General features: G+C 51.8%; 21 protein-coding genes and 1 pseudogene. 5 read left to right on the top strand and 17 right to left on the bottom strand.

Annotation, left to right across the window (positions count from 1 at the left end; translation table 11 throughout):
* Nucleotides 1-188 precede the first annotated feature (188 nt).
* Nucleotides 189-944, bottom strand: coding sequence for a replication initiation protein RepE (repE, locus tag BV390_RS24515; protein WP_001568031.1), 756 nt, complete (start codon nt 942-944; stop codon nt 189-191).
* A gap of 739 nt (nt 945-1,683) precedes the next feature.
* Here repE and BV390_RS31205 point away from each other — a divergent pair.
* Entirely contained in the window at nt 1,684-1,797 is a 114-nt protein-coding gene (locus tag BV390_RS31205) for a hypothetical protein (protein ID WP_162180131.1), read from the top strand.
* Between the two features lie 128 nt (nt 1,798-1,925).
* Entirely contained in the window at nt 1,926-2,183 is a 258-nt protein-coding gene (locus BV390_RS24510) for a hypothetical protein (protein WP_032700766.1), read from the top strand.
* A 56-nt stretch (nt 2,184-2,239) separates the two neighbouring features.
* Here the strand turns inward: BV390_RS24510 and BV390_RS24505 are convergent, their stop codons facing one another.
* The 4 genes from BV390_RS24505 to BV390_RS24490 all read right to left on the bottom strand — a co-directional run bounded on the left by BV390_RS24505 (nt 2,240) and on the right by BV390_RS24490 (nt 4,607).
* Nucleotides 2,240-3,028, bottom strand: a complete 789-nt coding sequence (locus BV390_RS24505; protein ID WP_047722707.1) for a site-specific integrase — start codon at nt 3,026-3,028, stop codon at nt 2,240-2,242.
* Nucleotides 3,025-3,354 carry a hypothetical protein gene (locus tag BV390_RS24500; protein WP_032700767.1) on the bottom strand — a complete coding sequence of 110 codons (330 nt, stop codon included), beginning with the start codon at nt 3,352-3,354 and terminating at the stop codon, nt 3,025-3,027. Before BV390_RS24500 ends, BV390_RS24505 begins: the two co-directional genes overlap by 4 nt.
* 228 nt (nt 3,355-3,582) lie before the next feature.
* Complete coding sequence (locus BV390_RS24495; RefSeq protein WP_032700768.1) at nt 3,583-4,191, bottom strand: hypothetical protein; 609 nt, start codon at nt 4,189-4,191, stop codon at nt 3,583-3,585.
* Between the two features lie 62 nt (nt 4,192-4,253).
* Nucleotides 4,254-4,607, bottom strand: coding sequence for a hypothetical protein (locus BV390_RS24490; protein ID WP_032700769.1), 354 nt, complete (start codon nt 4,605-4,607; stop codon nt 4,254-4,256).
* A 599-nt stretch (nt 4,608-5,206) separates the two neighbouring features.
* Between BV390_RS24490 and BV390_RS24480 the strand changes: the two genes are divergently transcribed.
* The gene (locus tag BV390_RS24480) at nt 5,207-5,410 is read left to right on the top strand and encodes a hypothetical protein (protein ID WP_013087123.1); all 204 of its coding nucleotides are present in this window, start codon (nt 5,207-5,209) and stop codon (nt 5,408-5,410) included.
* Here the strand turns inward: BV390_RS24480 and BV390_RS24475 are convergent.
* From BV390_RS24475 to BV390_RS24430, 9 genes are all read right to left on the bottom strand, one after another.
* Nucleotides 5,400-5,690 (bottom strand): hypothetical protein, encoded by a 291-nt coding sequence (locus BV390_RS24475; protein ID WP_032752120.1) that lies wholly within the window; start codon nt 5,688-5,690, stop codon nt 5,400-5,402. The two genes, BV390_RS24480 and BV390_RS24475, sit on opposite strands and share 11 nt — an antisense overlap.
* Complete coding sequence (locus tag BV390_RS24470) at nt 5,687-6,742, bottom strand: hypothetical protein (RefSeq protein WP_223526262.1); 1,056 nt, start codon at nt 6,740-6,742, stop codon at nt 5,687-5,689. The genes BV390_RS24475 and BV390_RS24470 overlap by 4 nt, the downstream gene beginning before the upstream one ends.
* The gene (locus BV390_RS24465; RefSeq protein WP_000993245.1) at nt 6,705-6,917 is read right to left on the bottom strand and encodes a DUF3330 domain-containing protein; all 213 of its coding nucleotides are present in this window, start codon (nt 6,915-6,917) and stop codon (nt 6,705-6,707) included. Before BV390_RS24465 ends, BV390_RS24470 begins: the two co-directional genes overlap by 38 nt.
* A gap of 65 nt (nt 6,918-6,982) precedes the next feature.
* On the bottom strand, nt 6,983-7,219 hold the full coding sequence (gene merE / locus BV390_RS24455; RefSeq protein ID WP_001087807.1) for a broad-spectrum mercury transporter MerE: 237 nt from the start codon (nt 7,217-7,219) through the stop codon (nt 6,983-6,985).
* A complete protein-coding gene (gene merD, locus BV390_RS24450) occupies nt 7,216-7,581 on the bottom strand; it encodes a mercury resistance co-regulator MerD (RefSeq protein ID WP_001277463.1) in 366 nt (121 codons plus the stop codon). Before merD ends, merE begins: the two co-directional genes overlap by 4 nt.
* Before the next feature lie 17 nt (nt 7,582-7,598).
* Complete coding sequence (merA, locus tag BV390_RS24445; protein WP_032752124.1) at nt 7,599-9,281, bottom strand: mercury(II) reductase; 1,683 nt, start codon at nt 9,279-9,281, stop codon at nt 7,599-7,601.
* A gap of 38 nt (nt 9,282-9,319) precedes the next feature.
* On the bottom strand, nt 9,320-9,727 hold the full coding sequence (gene merC, locus BV390_RS24440; protein WP_000522993.1) for an organomercurial transporter MerC: 408 nt from the start codon (nt 9,725-9,727) through the stop codon (nt 9,320-9,322).
* Between the two features lie 27 nt (nt 9,728-9,754).
* A complete protein-coding gene (gene merP / locus BV390_RS24435; RefSeq protein ID WP_000732276.1) occupies nt 9,755-10,030 on the bottom strand; it encodes a mercury resistance system periplasmic binding protein MerP in 276 nt (91 codons plus the stop codon).
* A gap of 15 nt (nt 10,031-10,045) precedes the next feature.
* A complete protein-coding gene (locus BV390_RS24430; RefSeq protein ID WP_001294660.1) occupies nt 10,046-10,396 on the bottom strand; it encodes a mercuric transport protein MerT in 351 nt (116 codons plus the stop codon).
* Between the two features lie 71 nt (nt 10,397-10,467).
* Between BV390_RS24430 and merR the strand changes: the two genes are divergently transcribed.
* Complete coding sequence (gene merR / locus BV390_RS24425) at nt 10,468-10,923, top strand: Hg(II)-responsive transcriptional regulator (protein WP_001166628.1); 456 nt, start codon at nt 10,468-10,470, stop codon at nt 10,921-10,923.
* A gap of 229 nt (nt 10,924-11,152) precedes the next feature.
* Complete coding sequence (locus BV390_RS24420) at nt 11,153-12,061, top strand: HNH endonuclease (protein WP_007374408.1); 909 nt, start codon at nt 11,153-11,155, stop codon at nt 12,059-12,061.
* Nucleotides 12,062-12,468: 407 nt separating this feature from the next.
* On the opposite strand, the gene copM is transcribed toward BV390_RS24420, so the two are convergent.
* From copM to silS, 3 genes and pseudogenes are all read right to left on the bottom strand, one after another.
* Nucleotides 12,469-12,819 (bottom strand): CopM family metallochaperone, encoded by a 351-nt coding sequence (gene copM, locus BV390_RS24415; RefSeq protein WP_032752126.1) that lies wholly within the window; start codon nt 12,817-12,819, stop codon nt 12,469-12,471.
* A 145-nt stretch (nt 12,820-12,964) separates the two neighbouring features.
* Entirely contained in the window at nt 12,965-13,396 is a 432-nt protein-coding gene (gene silE / locus BV390_RS24410; RefSeq protein WP_007374411.1) for a silver-binding protein SilE, read from the bottom strand.
* Between the two features lie 245 nt (nt 13,397-13,641).
* Nucleotides 13,642-14,250 (bottom strand): annotated as a pseudogene (gene silS, locus BV390_RS24405) (copper/silver sensor histidine kinase SilS); the annotation flags it as partial.

The following is a 14,250-nucleotide window of genomic DNA, read 5'->3' as shown; positions in this document are numbered from 1 at the left end:
TGACAAACTGCACTCATGTATTGTGACAAATTGCCCTCAAACTTGGTTTCACTACCGGTTATAGCCAAAAAACTATGAATAAGCGCAGGCCACCAGGGATGGAACAGCAAAACTGTGACAAATCACCCTCAACCTGCCGGATCTAATGTGACGAACCACCCTCAAATCTGTGACAGATAACCCTCAAACTATTCTGTTGTCATCGAGGTAATATCACGGAAGGAAAATACGATATGAGTCGTCTGGCGGCCTTTCTTTTTCTCGATGTAAGAGAGGCGCATTGGTGTCCGGCTATTGATCTCATCAACACTTGCCTGCAGGAAACGCCGGCGAAAATCCGGCATACGCTGGTAGCTTTGAGGTAGTTGGTAGCGCTCCATGATCCAGTCGATTTTCAGAGACACGACACCTGAGCCATCAGGTTTACGGTACTGACACAGGGATTCGTATAAACGCATTGCATACGGATTGGTAATCTCTTTTGTTTCACTTAGCCGGAACTGCGTAAACCGGTTCTGTAGCCCGATGAAGAAGGGAATGAGATATGGGTTGATATGTACGCTGTAAAGCCCTCTGGATGGACTGTGCGCACGTTTGATAAACCAGGGAAAGGATTCATACCCTTTTTCATCGCCGGCATCCTCTTCAGGGCGATAGAAAACCACTTCCTTACCTGCAAAACCTTTTAAAGCCTGTCGTATATCCTTACTGGCTTCAGCGGAGGTCAGCCCGAATGTTTCAGCGTATTTAGCAACGTGAATTTCGCAAATGCCATCATGTTCTTGCAGGGAGCCGTCGGATTTTCTGATCTGATCAACGAACAGATACAGCATACGTTTTTGATCCCTGGAAAGACTATATGCCGCCTCAGTCAGCTCATTTGACTGGACAATCCGCGGGCTATTTTTACGTTTTTTATGGTTTATAACCGCTATTTCCGCCATGACAGGTCCATGTGAAGTGTGACAGGTTTTCAGATTGTCACACTTTATAAAACAGAGTCAACAGGGATGGATAACTTTGTGAAAAGCAACACTTCCTGAGGGCAATTTGTCACAGGGTTAAGGGCAACTTGTCACAGAAAGGACGGCTATTTGAGGGTAATTTGTCACACTGAAAGGGCGGTTTGTCACAGATCCCTCCCTGGAACCCGCATGGATAAAGGCCTGTGAGCATTCTAAAAATAAAGATCTAACAACTATTAAAAAAGATCTTATAAAAATATCCCCGTGGATAAGTGGATAATCCCTAGGGGAGGTGATTTTTCAGGCATTGAGCGTATGCAGAATTTATGAGTTCTGTTCCCTGGTGCTTCCTCGCTCACTCGGGGCTTTGCCCTGTCGCTCGGCTGCGGCGAGCACTGCTGGCTCGCTCATATCCGTGGCCGGAATTTAGACATACAGAACATACAGTCCAGTTCCACCGGTTGTGAGAGATCCGACCCGCCATAACTGAGTTGCGTAAGCGACTTTTCAACGCCTTACATTTAATTTTCCGCGACGTAAGGCATAAAGCTTGTTCTCTTCATTGTTGACCTACTCCGCCAACGTGACAACCCGCACGAAGATTTCTATCGTCCCTGCAGGCATATTCGAATCGTTTTTATTAACCCTGGCTGCCGTCGTGACAGAACACTACTTCCTGTAAACGGGGCCAAGGCCTATGACACACCTTAAATTAATAATGCGGAGATTTACGATAATGCCATTGCTGGAGACGTTCCTGACTGCCTCACCCGCTTCTCAGGGGGCAACAATCCTGTTCCTTGCCATGCTGATATACTGGCAAAAGCGATAAGTCCATGCGGGCTGGCCATTGGCCAGCTTCGCTGTATAAGGGGTAAAAAGCGGCATATCCAAACGCTTAGCTAGGCAATTTGAGTTCAGATATCTATGCTTGCGATCCGGACAACATGAGGAAACAAGATGAAACTTGAATATATACAGATAAACAATACCGTAAGGAGTGGTCTTAATCCTTTCACTGACGGGGTGATTATTCGTGATACAAAGGTATTGATCACGCTCAATCTCCCGGATGGTTGGAAACCCACTATTGAGGGGGAATGGCGGCATATGTCGGACGCCGACACATTGTCAGATCGTATTAAAATGCTTCAGCATGCGATTTATGAGCGGTATCAGGGATACAGTGCAGATATTCCCGCCAGTTGGGCCAGATAACTTCTGACAGACCTCAGCGGCGAGCAGGACGTTCGCCAGCATCATTCCCCTCTACACTAAGTATTCCCTTTCAGCATGGCCACCGCATCCGCTTCGGGCATCTGGAACTGAACTCGATGACGCGCAGCAACATCAAGTGCGAACACCTTCGTATAGACTTCCGTCGAGCTAATCGATTTGTGGCCCATCAGGCTCTGCAGCACTTTCAGCGGAATACCGGCGTACAGCATGTGCATCGCGTAGGAGTGACGGAACGTATGGGGGGTCACCGGTACTGAGAACGTCACCCCGTCGGCCGCTGCGGCCTCCACCGCTTCGCTAAGCCAGGTGCGAACGGTACGGTCTGTGATCTCCCAGATACGCGCCTTCTCTATTCTGCCGGTGCGCTTGTTTCGTCTTTCCAGCGGAATTTTCAGGGTGGCCACCATCATCTGCAGCTGGCTGACGTACTGGTGATCGGAGAGGGGAACCAGGCGATGGGCCTGACTGCCTGCAGGTGCTCTTCCTGCCGTTCTGGCCGCTTTCTCTGTACGCTGCTTGAGGGTGGCCAGCTGAACAAACGGATACGGTGGAGCCAGCGAAAAATCTCCCCTGGTCAGCGCCAGGGCTTCGTTAATCCGGGCGCCGGTATTCCAGAGCGTCGCCAGCAACATCTTGCGATGAAGGTCGGGCACATAGTGGAGCAGGGCACTCACTTCCGGCGCCAGCAGGTATTTCGGCAGCTCATCCTGTACGAGCGCCATCTGTCGCAGGGCCAGTGCCGCCGGATAGTCGACAGCGACCGGCAGCTGCGATGGGATCACACCAGAGTGTACGCCGGGAATGGCCGGAACAGGTACCGTCATTGCGCGTTCTCTGTCCCCGTAAAGCGTTCAAGCCAGGCAACAGCGGCCACGGCGTAGTTTTCGCCGGCGTCGACGTGGATCTGCCCCTGCTGTTCCAGCTGCCGGCCCGTATCGGCCAGTCGGTTTTGCAGGGCCAGCAGGCTGTCGGTCATCGAGGCGTACAGGCAGGCCTGATGGATCTGGCGGGTGAAGTCATCAACGGGCACGCCAACGAGCGCTTTGTCAGGCGTGGGGCGCTGAATACCGTCTTTTTCTGACTGCAGCTGCAGACAGCGTGTCAGCAGTTCAATGGTCTGGTGTGAAACAGAATTGTTGTTATCACTCATATACATATACCTTTATCATTCGGGTTTTCTCTTTTTCGTACAGCATTGACATTTCGTCAAACATCATCACATGACGGGTGCGCTTTCCGCGAAAGATGCGTCTTACCGTGGCAGGGCGGCCATCGAGCCCTGAGAAGTAGCTGAAGGTATGAGGCCTGTCATAATCGATATCTCCGTATCATTGGGTGTTCAGGTAAGTCTGATGGAGTTTCGCACCGTTTCTGGCTGTCAGAAGCTGCCCAGAATACTATTCCATTCGGCGTTACAGTCCAGCAGGTACCGGAGGCGGTTATCTATTCCATCCAGTAAATCTGAAGCCTCCCCCATTTTTTCCCCGAAGCGACGAGTATTAACGTAATGGATCCCCTCGAGGCTGCGGGTGCCGTCATTTCTCCGGGCATAACGGAAATCTGTCGCCCGTTCATCCACCTGGTGAAGAGCTTTAACCACCTCTTTGACGATTTTAAAATCGGAAGGCCGGTAGCTGTCATCAACGTCCAGGATCAGCTTTTGTGCCAGCGGCCATAAGGTATTCAGGTTATGGTCATCTTTTTTGTACTGGCGTTTATCCGGCTCTTCTGTCAGTGCCAGAGCCAGCCCAATAATTTGTTTGATAATGAGTTCGATGTGATGCCTGTAGAGAAACAACACCGGATAAACCAGAAAATCCTGGTCCCGCCCGGATTCATCAATGTGGTTAATCAGAATATCAGCAGCCCGCCTGTAACCTTCGGTGTAAGCTGTACCATGATCCGGCATGTAATTCAGGCAGGCATTATTGTGCCAGTCGCTGTCGCTGGCCAGCAGCCCCGGTTCTGACGTTTTTCCCTTTTTCATTTCAGCTCCAGAATCTTTTAACAGCCCCGGTTCGGTACCTTATCCGGAAATCCCGCACTCAGCTACGGTTGTTCAGCTGCAGCTTTTGCGATCTCATCCACTGCTTCCCTTACCGAAAAGGATAATTTGTCCTTCGGTGAAAACTGCACCCAGTAGCAGAGATGCGATGCCCAGGTCTGGCCATTCTTGCGTGGTTCATAATCAACACTGAATGCGTAAATCACTCTGTTACTCAACTCCCAGTTTGTGACCTCACAGTACCGTGTATAGAGCTCCAGCAGCTCATCAAAGAACTGACCTTCCCGGAGCGGGCCAGATCCCTTTACAGCCTCACGCTGATCCATGAAATAGTCCACAGCGGCTTTTTTGGACGCAAACTCCCTTCCACCGATTTTGACCTTAACGGAACGTCCCATACTGACCTCCTTTCTGGTTTGCAGGTTAATAATCACTCAGAGCAATTATGATGTGCAGCATCATTCACTGTCACTTAGGTGATTCTCCCTGTCGTAACATTTTCATTATCTAATAATTAGCAACCTTATAACAACACCAGTAAATTACCGGATGCCGGTTTCTGGTGGATCCGACTTTTACGCTATCTGAGACTTTCCGGAAGTGTATCACGCCCACAAAATAATCATACCGCAGTTTTCGGCCGCGGGGGGGCGGGTCACGGGGCTGGGGAGGAACACAACATCTGGTAGCTCCTGCAGCTTAGAGAGCCACTGCATATTGTGATGGAGGGTAGGGCGGGGCCGGATGACGACCGGCAGATCCGGAACTAACAGAAATCGGATCTGCGGAGAAAGAAAGAAGGATTATTGCAGCAGAATCAAGAAAAGAGGCGGATTGTTGTGATTTGGGGATTATTGCATGGAGTGCAAATTTTACGGCTGACTGAGGCTTAAATGGCAACTATAAGGAAAGAGAAACTTTTTTCAGTTTTTTTTACAGACCGGCCTTAAAGGCCGCATCAGATTTCCTAAATACAGTTTTACATAAGGAACATCGTATGACTGTATTTCTCATCCTCACCGCCATCGCATATGGCATCGTCAGTACCGGCGGCTACATCCTTTTAGTGGACAAAGGGTATCAGGGCTGGACCCTATTCTGGAAAAACTATGACGACCTGCCCCATATCTACCGTTCCCGCTGGCGATACCAGAGACGCTTCATTCTCAGACGTATCTGGAAGCGTCTCTTTAATCGCTGAGAAGGTTATCCAGCAGCATCCCCAGCCCGGCCAGCCAGCACAGGCAACACCATGTGGTGAACACCATCCGGGTCTGGCCGGATTTCCACTTGCGGACGGTACGTTCGTCCACATTCAGCCGGTTGGCCAGCTGGATGTCAGTCAGGGGGATCAGCCCCCGAACGAAGGTAGTTTCGCGTGCCGTGGGGAGCTGCCAGTCTTCTCCGCTGACCAGCGTATACCCGTTAAATTCTCCGGATTCAATCATCTCCCGTATACGTTGCTGGTTTTCTGGGTTCATAATGAATCCGGCTGCTGAGGGAGCCATCGCACGGGGTCTGCAGGCGTATAGTAATATTGGTGATCTTTTTCCTGCAAATCGAGGTATTTTTCAACGTCGCTGAGCTGATAAGCAGAATAGAAAGTGCTTGAATTTCCTACATTGTACATATCGATGGTGCTCATGACATTATCAATGTAATCAAAAGAAACTTTGTAGAAATTTAAGTGGCGATCGTCACAACACTTTAGCAGTTCGGGTCGTGGTGAAAAAACGTCTATCCGGGGACGGAATGTTAATGGTGAGCCAATAATAAAACACAAAGTGAAATTATGAGACAACGGCAGATATATTCTATTCTGTTTTGTGTATAAACAAAATATATTCGGGGCTATCGCAAAGACTGGCCTGGGGTTAGTACTGTCAAAAGCGTGGCCGGTGTGTATTATTTCAATCACGCTCGTCCGACTGAATATTTTATTCCGGAAGACATTGATCATGTCATAAGGCGTGGGTTTATTGAGAATAGCCAGCAGGCTGAACAAAGTAAAAATCGCCCGACATTTATCCTCTCTGGATGAGGACGCGTTGGCTACGCGAAGCAATTTTTGATAAAAACTGTCGTTCATTAGTGCGGGCTGGGTGCCAGGCAGTGACTGAATGCTTTTTATATATTCTTCAAAATGCATTTCAATGTCATGATGAAAGTGGTCAAGAAGATCCTGCTTGTAGGGATTCTTATTCTGGGGATTATGTAAATTTAAAAGCAGCTGCATTACTGCAAAGCTGGTCAGTGTCTCGAACGGGAAATCGCCGGGCTTAGCCAGACGAAGTCGAGAAAAATTATGTTCGTGAATAATGTCGTTCACTACTGCGGCCGTCAGACGCTCATAGGCCCACAGTTCTTCTTCGATGTCAAAGGCTTCTCCGGTTTTGGCATCGATGAGCCGAAAGAGATTTTTAGCGACCGCGACACTGGAAATTGGAAGAGGCTGTTCATAGAGGACGTTATCTCCAGTATGTGAAGGGTATGCCTCAATCTGACGGCTGCGAACCGCCAGGGACAGGCGCAATGTCAGATTCTGTCGCGGCCTTGGCGCGTGCCTGGAAGCGTTCATAGCAATCCAGCCCGCAGAAATGTTCGACGTATTCCGCGCCTTCCGGGGTGAAGGCGGCATCGAGCGGAATTTCTTTGCAGCATACGCAGCAGGTGGTGCAACTGGCAGTGTTCGGGGCGTTTGCGTTCATGGTGGTACTCCTCCAGATTGGTAGCGAAGCTCAAAGCTGCCCACTCTCGGCTGGCTGGGAAGCGGTCATGATCTTCCCTTGAAGGCCCGCAGCAGCCGCGTCACAGACAGGACAAACAAGCCGGTCAGCGTGAGGGCTGCAATACCCCAGTGCTCCCCGATGAACGCGCCGGCCGTCGTGCCGGCTAGCACAATGGCGAGAATCGGCAAATGGCAGGGACAGGTGAGCACGGCCAGCGCGCCCCACAAGTAGCCGGTGATCGGTTTGTGCGTCTCAGACGGCAAGTGCTCTGGGCTGTTCATGGCAGACTCTCCGCGTGCTGTGCCGGTTCGGTTGGCATGGCGGCCAGTTGCATTTCGAGGCTGGCCAGGGCCTCGCGCCGACGCTCGACGAGTTGCCGCAACACGGCAAGCTGCGCAGACGCACCGTCACCGTCCGCAGCATCCAGCGCCCGGCACAGCCGCGCCAGTGCGTCCAGGCCGATACCCGCTTCGAAGGCAGCCCGTACAAAGCGCAGCCGTTGCAACGCGGTGTCATCGAACAAGCCGTAGCCGCCCGTGGTGCACGCGACCGGCCGTAGCAATCCGCGCAGCAGGTAGTCGCGCACGATATGCACGCTCACCCCGGCATCAAGGGCCAGCCGGGACACTGTGTAGGCGCTCATTGAACACCTCCTTTTCCTCATCCGGCGCAGCACGAAAGCTGCTTCACGTCCTTGCTGAAGGTCTGCGCCGCGAGCTTCAGCCCTTCGACCATGGTCAGGTAGGGGAACAATTGGTCGGCCAGTTCCTGCACGGTCATACGGTTGCGAATGGCGAGCACCGCCGTCTGGATCAGTTCACCCGCTTCCGGGGCCACCGCTTGCACGCCGATGAGCCGTCCGCTACCTTCCTCGATGACCAGCTTGATGAAGCCGCGTGTGTCGAAGTTGGCAAGCGCACGCGGCACGTTGTCCAAGGTCAAGGTGCGACTGTCGGTCTCGATCCCGTCGTGATGTGCTTCCGCCTCGCTGTAGCCCACGGTGGCGACCTGCGGGTCGGTGAACACCACGGCCGGCATTGCGGTCAGGTCCAGGGCCGCATCGCCGCCAGTCATGTTGATCGCAGCACGGGTGCCGGCCGCTGCCGCCACATAGACGAACTGAGGCTGGTCGGTGCAGTCGCCAGCCGCATAAATGTGTGGCGTACTGGTGCGCATGCCCTTGTCGATGACGATGGCCCCCTGCGCATTGGCAGCGACTCCCGCCGCTTCCAATGCCAGGCTGCGCGTGTTCGGTGCCCTGCCAGTGGCGACCAGCAGCTGGTCGGCGCGTATTTCACCGTACCCGGTGGTCAGCACGAATTCGCCGTCCACATGCGCGACCTGGCTGGCTTGCGTGTATTCCAATACCTTGATCCCTTCGGCACGGAACGCGGCTGTAACGGCCTCGCCGATGGCCGGGTCTTCGCGGAAGAACAGCGTGCTGCGTGCCAGGATCGTCACTTTGCTGCCCAGCCGGGCAAAGGCTTGCGCCAGTTCCAGCGCCACCACAGACGAGCCGATCACGGCCAGGCGCTCGGGAATGGTGTCGCTGACCAGGGCCTCGGTGGAAGTCCAGTAGGGTGACTCTTTCAGGCCCGGAATCGGCGGCATGGCCGGGCTGGCACCCGTGGCGACCAGGCAGCGGTCGAACGCCACCACACGCTCGCCGCCATCGTTTAAACGGACGGCAAGGCTCTGGTCGTCCTTGAAACGCGCTTCACCATGCAGCACGGTGATGGCCGGGTTGCTGTCCAGGATGCCTTCGTACTTGGCGTGGCGCAGCTCATCGACGCGCGCCTGCTGCTGGGCCAGTAGTTTGCTGCGATCAATCGCAGGCACAGTCGCCGCGATGCCACTGTCGAATGGGCTTTCACGGCGCAAATGGGCGATATGGGCAGCGCGGATCATGATCTTGGACGGCACGCAGCCGACATTGACGCAAGTACCGCCGATGGTGCCGCGCTCGATCAGCGTGACGTTCGCACCTTGCTCGACGGCCTTCAGCGCCGCCGCCATCGCGGCTCCGCCGCTGCCAATAACGGCGACGTGCAGTCCGTCCCCATCACCACCAGCCTTGTCGCCACCGCCCAGCCATCCCAGCGCCTTGCCAAGCAGTCTGCCCCGCGCTGAAGTGGATGGGGCATCGGCGGGTGTGGCCTTGTAGCCGAGGCCGGCCACAGCGGCGGTCAGCGCCTCTGGCGAGGTGCCGGGATCGGTGGCGAGTTGCGCGGAGCCTTTCGGGTAGGACACGAGCGCCGACAGCACGCCCGGCACTTTCTCCAGGGCGTCCTTGACATGTGTCGCGCACGAGTCGCAGGTCATTCCGGTGATATTCAAATACATTGCATCGTTCCTTTTCGTTTCGGCAACTGCCAATGCAGTTAGCCGTGTTTGGGTGGTAGTTCGCAGCGGCGGTTGGCCGGTGAGAGCAGATCCCAGATCGACACCCCGATCATCAAGGCCAGACCGACATAGAGGAGGTTCGCCGTCCACCAATTGCCAAAAAACAAGAGCATGGCCGCCAGCACGATGGCTGGGCCGACCATCCCGAGCAGGCTGCGGTACCATTGCCGATGACTCAGCCAGCCCAGTGCATTCGCCAGCAAAGCCACGACTGCGAACAGCGGCAGCAGCTTGGAGATAAACAACCCTTCGTATTCCTGTAGAAAGCCAAGGCCGATGGCCGCGCCCAGGCTGGCGATAGCCGGGAAACAGGCAGCGCATCCCATCGCGGAAACAACGCTGCCAAGCGCGCCAGCCTTGTCGGCAATGCGTGTAATCAGTCCCATGATCGCCCCAGGTTCGGGTTCAGTGGCTCACTGCTTGACGCTGGACGGATAGCCCGCGTCTCCGGTTGCCTTGGTCAGCTTCTGCACGCTGGTCTTGGCATCATCGAACGTGACAACCGCTTCGCGTGTCTCGAAGGTCACGTCAATTTTGCTGACGCCTTCGACCTTGGAAATCGCCTTCTTGACGGTGATCGGGCAGGTGGAGCAGGTCATGCCCGGTACGGACAGCGTGACGGTCTGGGTGGCGGCCCACACGGGGGCAACAACGGCAGCGAGGGCGAGGGCGGCAAACAGTTTTTTCATGATGAACTCCTGTGATTAATAGAAAAATGGCATGACGTAGGGAAATCCGAGCGCGACCAGGACCAGCGCGGCCACGATCCAGAAAATGAGCTTGTAAGTAGCTCGCACTTGGGGAATCGCGCAGACCTCACCCGGTTTGCAGGCTTGCGCCGGGCGGTAGATGCGCCGCCAGGCGAAAAACAGCGCGACCAGCGCTGCGCCGATGAAGATCGGGCGATAGGGTTCCAGCACCGTCAGGTTGCCGATCCATGCCCCGCTGAACCCCAAGGCGATCAAAACCAGCGGCCCCAGGCAGCAGGCCGACGCAAGAATGGCGGCCAGCCCACCGGCGAAGAGCGCGCCGCGCCCGTTTTGTGGTTCAGACATACGCTTGTCCTTTCAAATTTGGTTTGGATAGCTTAAGCTTACTTCCGTAGTTATGTACGGAGTCAAGCGATATGCAAATTAATTTTGAGAATCTGACCATTGGCGTTTTTGCCAAGGCGGCCGGGGTCAATGTGGAGACCATCCGGTTCTACCAGCGCAAGGGCCTGCTGCCGGAGCCAGACAAGCCCTATGGCAGCATTCGCCGCTATGGCGAGGCGGATGTAACACGAGTGCGGTTCGTGAAATCGGCCCAGCGGCTGGGCTTTAGCCTGGACGAAATCGCCGAGCTACTGCGGCTGGAGGATGGCACCCATTGCGAGGAAGCCAGCGGCCTGGCCGAGCACAAGCTCAAGGATGTGCGCGAGAAGATGGCCGACTTGGCACGCATGGAGGCCGTGCTGTCTGAACTGGTGTGCGCCTGCCATGCGCGGAAAGGGAACGTTTCCTGCCCGCTGATTGCGTCACTGCAAGACGGAACGAAGCTCGCTGCATCGGCGCGGGGGAGTCACGGGGTGACTACGCCTTAGCGTGCTTTATTTTCCGAATTCTGAGACGACCCCTGGTATGATCGAGCAGAGGCTCATCTCAATGAGCAATCCCCGCAACAAATTTTTTCGGGGTGCAACAGACCCTTTAGTGTCCAGGCCTGAAAAAAAAGAAAGCACGGTCTCTGAGAGACTACGGTCCTTACGCAACCATACCGGTTAGCGAGCTTTATATTTTCATTATGACTATCTGTATAACAGGGGAATGAATGTGATTAAAAAAATATGCGAAGTGATTGATGGAGAGTATGTCTGTGACATTGATATCAGTGTGGAAGAATGGAAAACTTTATTAACAAATGATAAAGTTTTTGACACAAAAAGTATTGCAGCGTTAAAAAAATGGTTTATTGAGCCAAATCATTCCTGCACATGCTTCGATATTGGTAAGAAGTACGACCTGCACAGCATGAGTGCTAATGGAGTCATAAACGGACTGGGTGGCAGAGTTCAAAAAGAACTTGGTAGATTCGAGGTTAAAGGTGTCGGAAATATCGCATCCGGTACAAAATTCATTACCGTAATGAAGAGTAAAGAAATCGGCGGAAAACCCAAAAGAAACTTATGGACAATTCGTGAGGAACTTGTTCAGGCAATTAACGAACTGGATTTTTTTGGTACAACAGAAATGGCCAGCAGTGAGTATTACTCTGACGATGAGTTGATCAATGCCATAGAGAAAAGTAATATCTTTGACAACGTTCAGACGTTTGAATATACAGGGGAAGCCAAACCAAAGAAAAATGCAATAGAAGTAAAAAATGGCCTCTCGTATCCCAGGAGTAAAGGCGTATCCCAAAATGCGCTGAATAAAGCAGGTTACAGATGTGAAGTCGATAGTGACCACCCAACATTCAGAAGGCGAAATTCATCCTTAAATTACACAGAACCTCATCACATTGTACCTATGTCCAGGCAAGATGCTTTTGACACATCTCTTGATGTTGAAGAAAATATCATATCTCTGTGTTGCAATTGCCATAAACAAATTCACCTTGGTCAGGGTTATGAAGATATGCTGAAAGAAATATACACTGCGCGAAAAAGGTTATTAAAAAAAGTTGGTATTGATATATCACTGGAAAACTTGATTCTTTATTACAAAATGGAAAGTAAGTGAGATTCAAACGAGAGTGATACCTTCGTTTTATTGGTCGGGATGAACAGCAGATGATGTTTCCGGCAAGTATCGGGTCCAGAAACTTTCTGTTAAAAAAGAGGTAAAAGTAGTCTTGAGCCCTGACTGCGAATTGCCATTGCGCATGACCAGAGAACAGGACGAACCCCTGCCAAACCCAGGCATGAGAAACACCTTTAAAACATAGACTTAATTAAAATCAGCAATTCCCATCGAAATAATAAGCAAGCAGAATTGGCTCAGGTGAATTTCACTCGGTGCAGTGCATGCGTTGGGGGGGGTAAAAGGAAAAACCCGAAATGAATCGGGTTTTGATTAATTAACGATTAACAGGTTCCCGTGCCCGGGAACACTCTGACTGTACGCGCAATATATTATTTCCGCAATCATTATTTTTGATTACCAAGCCATGTATTCATCTGCTCAATTTCACCTTTTTGAGCTTTAATGATGTCCTGCGCGAGCTTTCTCATTTCCGGATCTTTTCCGTATTTTAGCTCGGTCTCAGCCATTGCTATTGCCCCTTCATGGTGTGCTACCATGCCTTTCGCAAAAGCCTTGTCGGGATCGGACTCTTTTACAGCGGCCATCATTTTGTCATGCATACCTTTCATGCCGGACATATATTCCTGTGACGATGCCGATGAGGATATATCTGACATTTTCATTTCTGAATGTTCTGCGGAAATCGCTGGCAGGGATAACATCAGTATAACAAAAAGCGAATTTGTGATTTTCATATAATAAACCCTTTCAGATGGTTACCGGATAAGTTTAGCTGAGTCAGACAAAAAAGCCCCCTGAAGGGGGCAAAAAATAACAACATATCCGTATAAGGGACAATCTATCAAGGAAAGGGTAACCGCACGGAAACTTCAGTTGTCATCAGCCCGCATTGATCATGCGGCGGTGTGCATCAGCCATAGCCTGATGGGGGCCGGACTGACCGTTATTCGTAAATTCATGGGCAACAGCTGCTCTTTCATGTTCATTCATCGCCGCAAACGAAGTCGCCGGACGGGAAGCGTTAACGGTGCCAGTTCCCATCATCTTCTGATGACTTTCCGCCATTTTTTTATGTGCATCTGCTGAACCATTGTTCATGGTTTCATGAACAATAATAGCCTGTTCATGCTGATCCATACCGGCCATCCGTGGAGCTGCCCCCTGGATGGCGGCTGGAGTTGAAGAAGACTGCATCTGATGGGCCGGAGCCTGAGCATTATTGACACGCTCATGGATATTTACAGTTTCAGTGGCCCAGGCCGTAGAAATTAAGCTCAAACCTAACACTGATGCTAAGACGATATTTTTCATGGTAACTCTCCATTTCTGAATTAGTGATGTCCGTGAATTTCGATCTGTGTCCTCAGTAGTACAACTGACAACTCTACAGACCTTATTCCGCCGGGATGAGGCTTTAATACAACTCCTGGCTTGTGCTGATGCCGTGTATGGATGAAGTAATAATGCCTTCCTGATAAGTTGCACTAATTATATCGAATGGCTTCTGTTTGCTGCATGACAGGCTAATGACATCTTTGTCATTTAAATCTTTATTCTCAGTACTGGGTTTCCGGAATCATTTTCTCCAGTCTGGGCACGGATAGGATAAAACGAGTTGAACGTACGTCCGATTCCACCTGCACTCTTCCGTGATGTGCTTCCACGATGGACTTCACAATCGCAAGGCCGATGCCGCTGCCTTCTCCTTTTCGTTGTCTGGACGGATCTACCCGATAAAAACGGTCAAACAGCCTTGATAAATGCTCTTCAGGGATTGGTTTCCCCGGATTTTCAATCACAAGGTCAAAAAAGCTCTCCTGCTCTCTTATTGAGACGGTGATTGCCTGTCCCTCCGGGGTATAACGCAGGGCATTGGATAACAGATTATTGATCGCCCTTCTGAACATTTGTGGATCTCCCTCAACCAGGCAGGGCATCCCGTTAAATTTGAGCGTGATATTGCGTTCTTCGGCCCAGGCTTCGAAAAACTCGAAGACTTTCATGACTTCCGCTCTGAGGTCAAACATGACCCTGTCAGGTATCAGCTGATTATTATCTGCCTGTGCCAGGAACAGCATATCGCTGACCATTTTGGTCATCCGGTTATACTCTTCAAGACTGGAATAGAGGACATCCTCAAGTTCCCTCTGTGTTCGATCCTGACT

This window comes from Klebsiella sp. YJ (assembly GCF_002108615.1).
Classification (GTDB): domain Bacteria; phylum Pseudomonadota; class Gammaproteobacteria; order Enterobacterales; family Enterobacteriaceae; genus Klebsiella; species Klebsiella planticola.
The sequence above is the reverse complement of the archived record's forward strand: the minus strand, read 5'-3'. Positions and strand labels throughout refer to the sequence as shown.

Bases quoted from the DNA above. Each gene is read 5' to 3' on its own strand.
- merC (WP_000522993.1), bottom strand. From the start codon at position 9,727: ATGGGACTGATTACACGCATTGCCGACAAGGCTGGCGCGCTTGGCAGC.
- BV390_RS24510 (WP_032700766.1), top strand. From the start codon at position 1,926: ATGAAACTTGAATATATACAGATAAACAATACCGTAAGGAGTGGTCTT.
- merE (WP_001087807.1), bottom strand. From the start codon at position 7,219: ATGAACAGCCCAGAGCACTTGCCGTCTGAGACGCACAAACCGATCACC.
- copM (WP_032752126.1), bottom strand. From the start codon at position 12,819: ATGAAAATCACAAATTCGCTTTTTGTTATACTGATGTTATCCCTGCCA.
- BV390_RS24430 (WP_001294660.1), bottom strand. From the start codon at position 10,396: ATGTCTGAACCACAAAACGGGCGCGGCGCGCTCTTCGCCGGTGGGCTG.
- BV390_RS24505 (WP_047722707.1), bottom strand. From the start codon at position 3,028: ATGACGGTACCTGTTCCGGCCATTCCCGGCGTACACTCTGGTGTGATC.
- BV390_RS24480 (WP_013087123.1), top strand. From the start codon at position 5,207: ATGACTGTATTTCTCATCCTCACCGCCATCGCATATGGCATCGTCAGT.
- BV390_RS31205 (WP_162180131.1), top strand. From the start codon at position 1,684: ATGCGGAGATTTACGATAATGCCATTGCTGGAGACGTTCCTGACTGCC.
- silE (WP_007374411.1), bottom strand. From the start codon at position 13,396: ATGAAAAATATCGTCTTAGCATCAGTGTTAGGTTTGAGCTTAATTTCT.
- merA (WP_032752124.1), bottom strand. From the start codon at position 9,281: ATGTATTTGAATATCACCGGAATGACCTGCGACTCGTGCGCGACACAT.
- BV390_RS24475 (WP_032752120.1), bottom strand. From the start codon at position 5,690: ATGAACCCAGAAAACCAGCAACGTATACGGGAGATGATTGAATCCGGA.
- BV390_RS24465 (WP_000993245.1), bottom strand. From the start codon at position 6,917: ATGAACGCAAACGCCCCGAACACTGCCAGTTGCACCACCTGCTGCGTA.
- repE (WP_001568031.1), bottom strand. From the start codon at position 944: ATGGCGGAAATAGCGGTTATAAACCATAAAAAACGTAAAAATAGCCCG.
- merR (WP_001166628.1), top strand. From the start codon at position 10,468: ATGCAAATTAATTTTGAGAATCTGACCATTGGCGTTTTTGCCAAGGCG.
- merD (WP_001277463.1), bottom strand. From the start codon at position 7,581: ATGAGCGCCTACACAGTGTCCCGGCTGGCCCTTGATGCCGGGGTGAGC.
- BV390_RS24500 (WP_032700767.1), bottom strand. From the start codon at position 3,354: ATGAGTGATAACAACAATTCTGTTTCACACCAGACCATTGAACTGCTG.
- merP (WP_000732276.1), bottom strand. From the start codon at position 10,030: ATGAAAAAACTGTTTGCCGCCCTCGCCCTCGCTGCCGTTGTTGCCCCC.
- BV390_RS24495 (WP_032700768.1), bottom strand. From the start codon at position 4,191: ATGAAAAAGGGAAAAACGTCAGAACCGGGGCTGCTGGCCAGCGACAGC.
- BV390_RS24490 (WP_032700769.1), bottom strand. From the start codon at position 4,607: ATGGGACGTTCCGTTAAGGTCAAAATCGGTGGAAGGGAGTTTGCGTCC.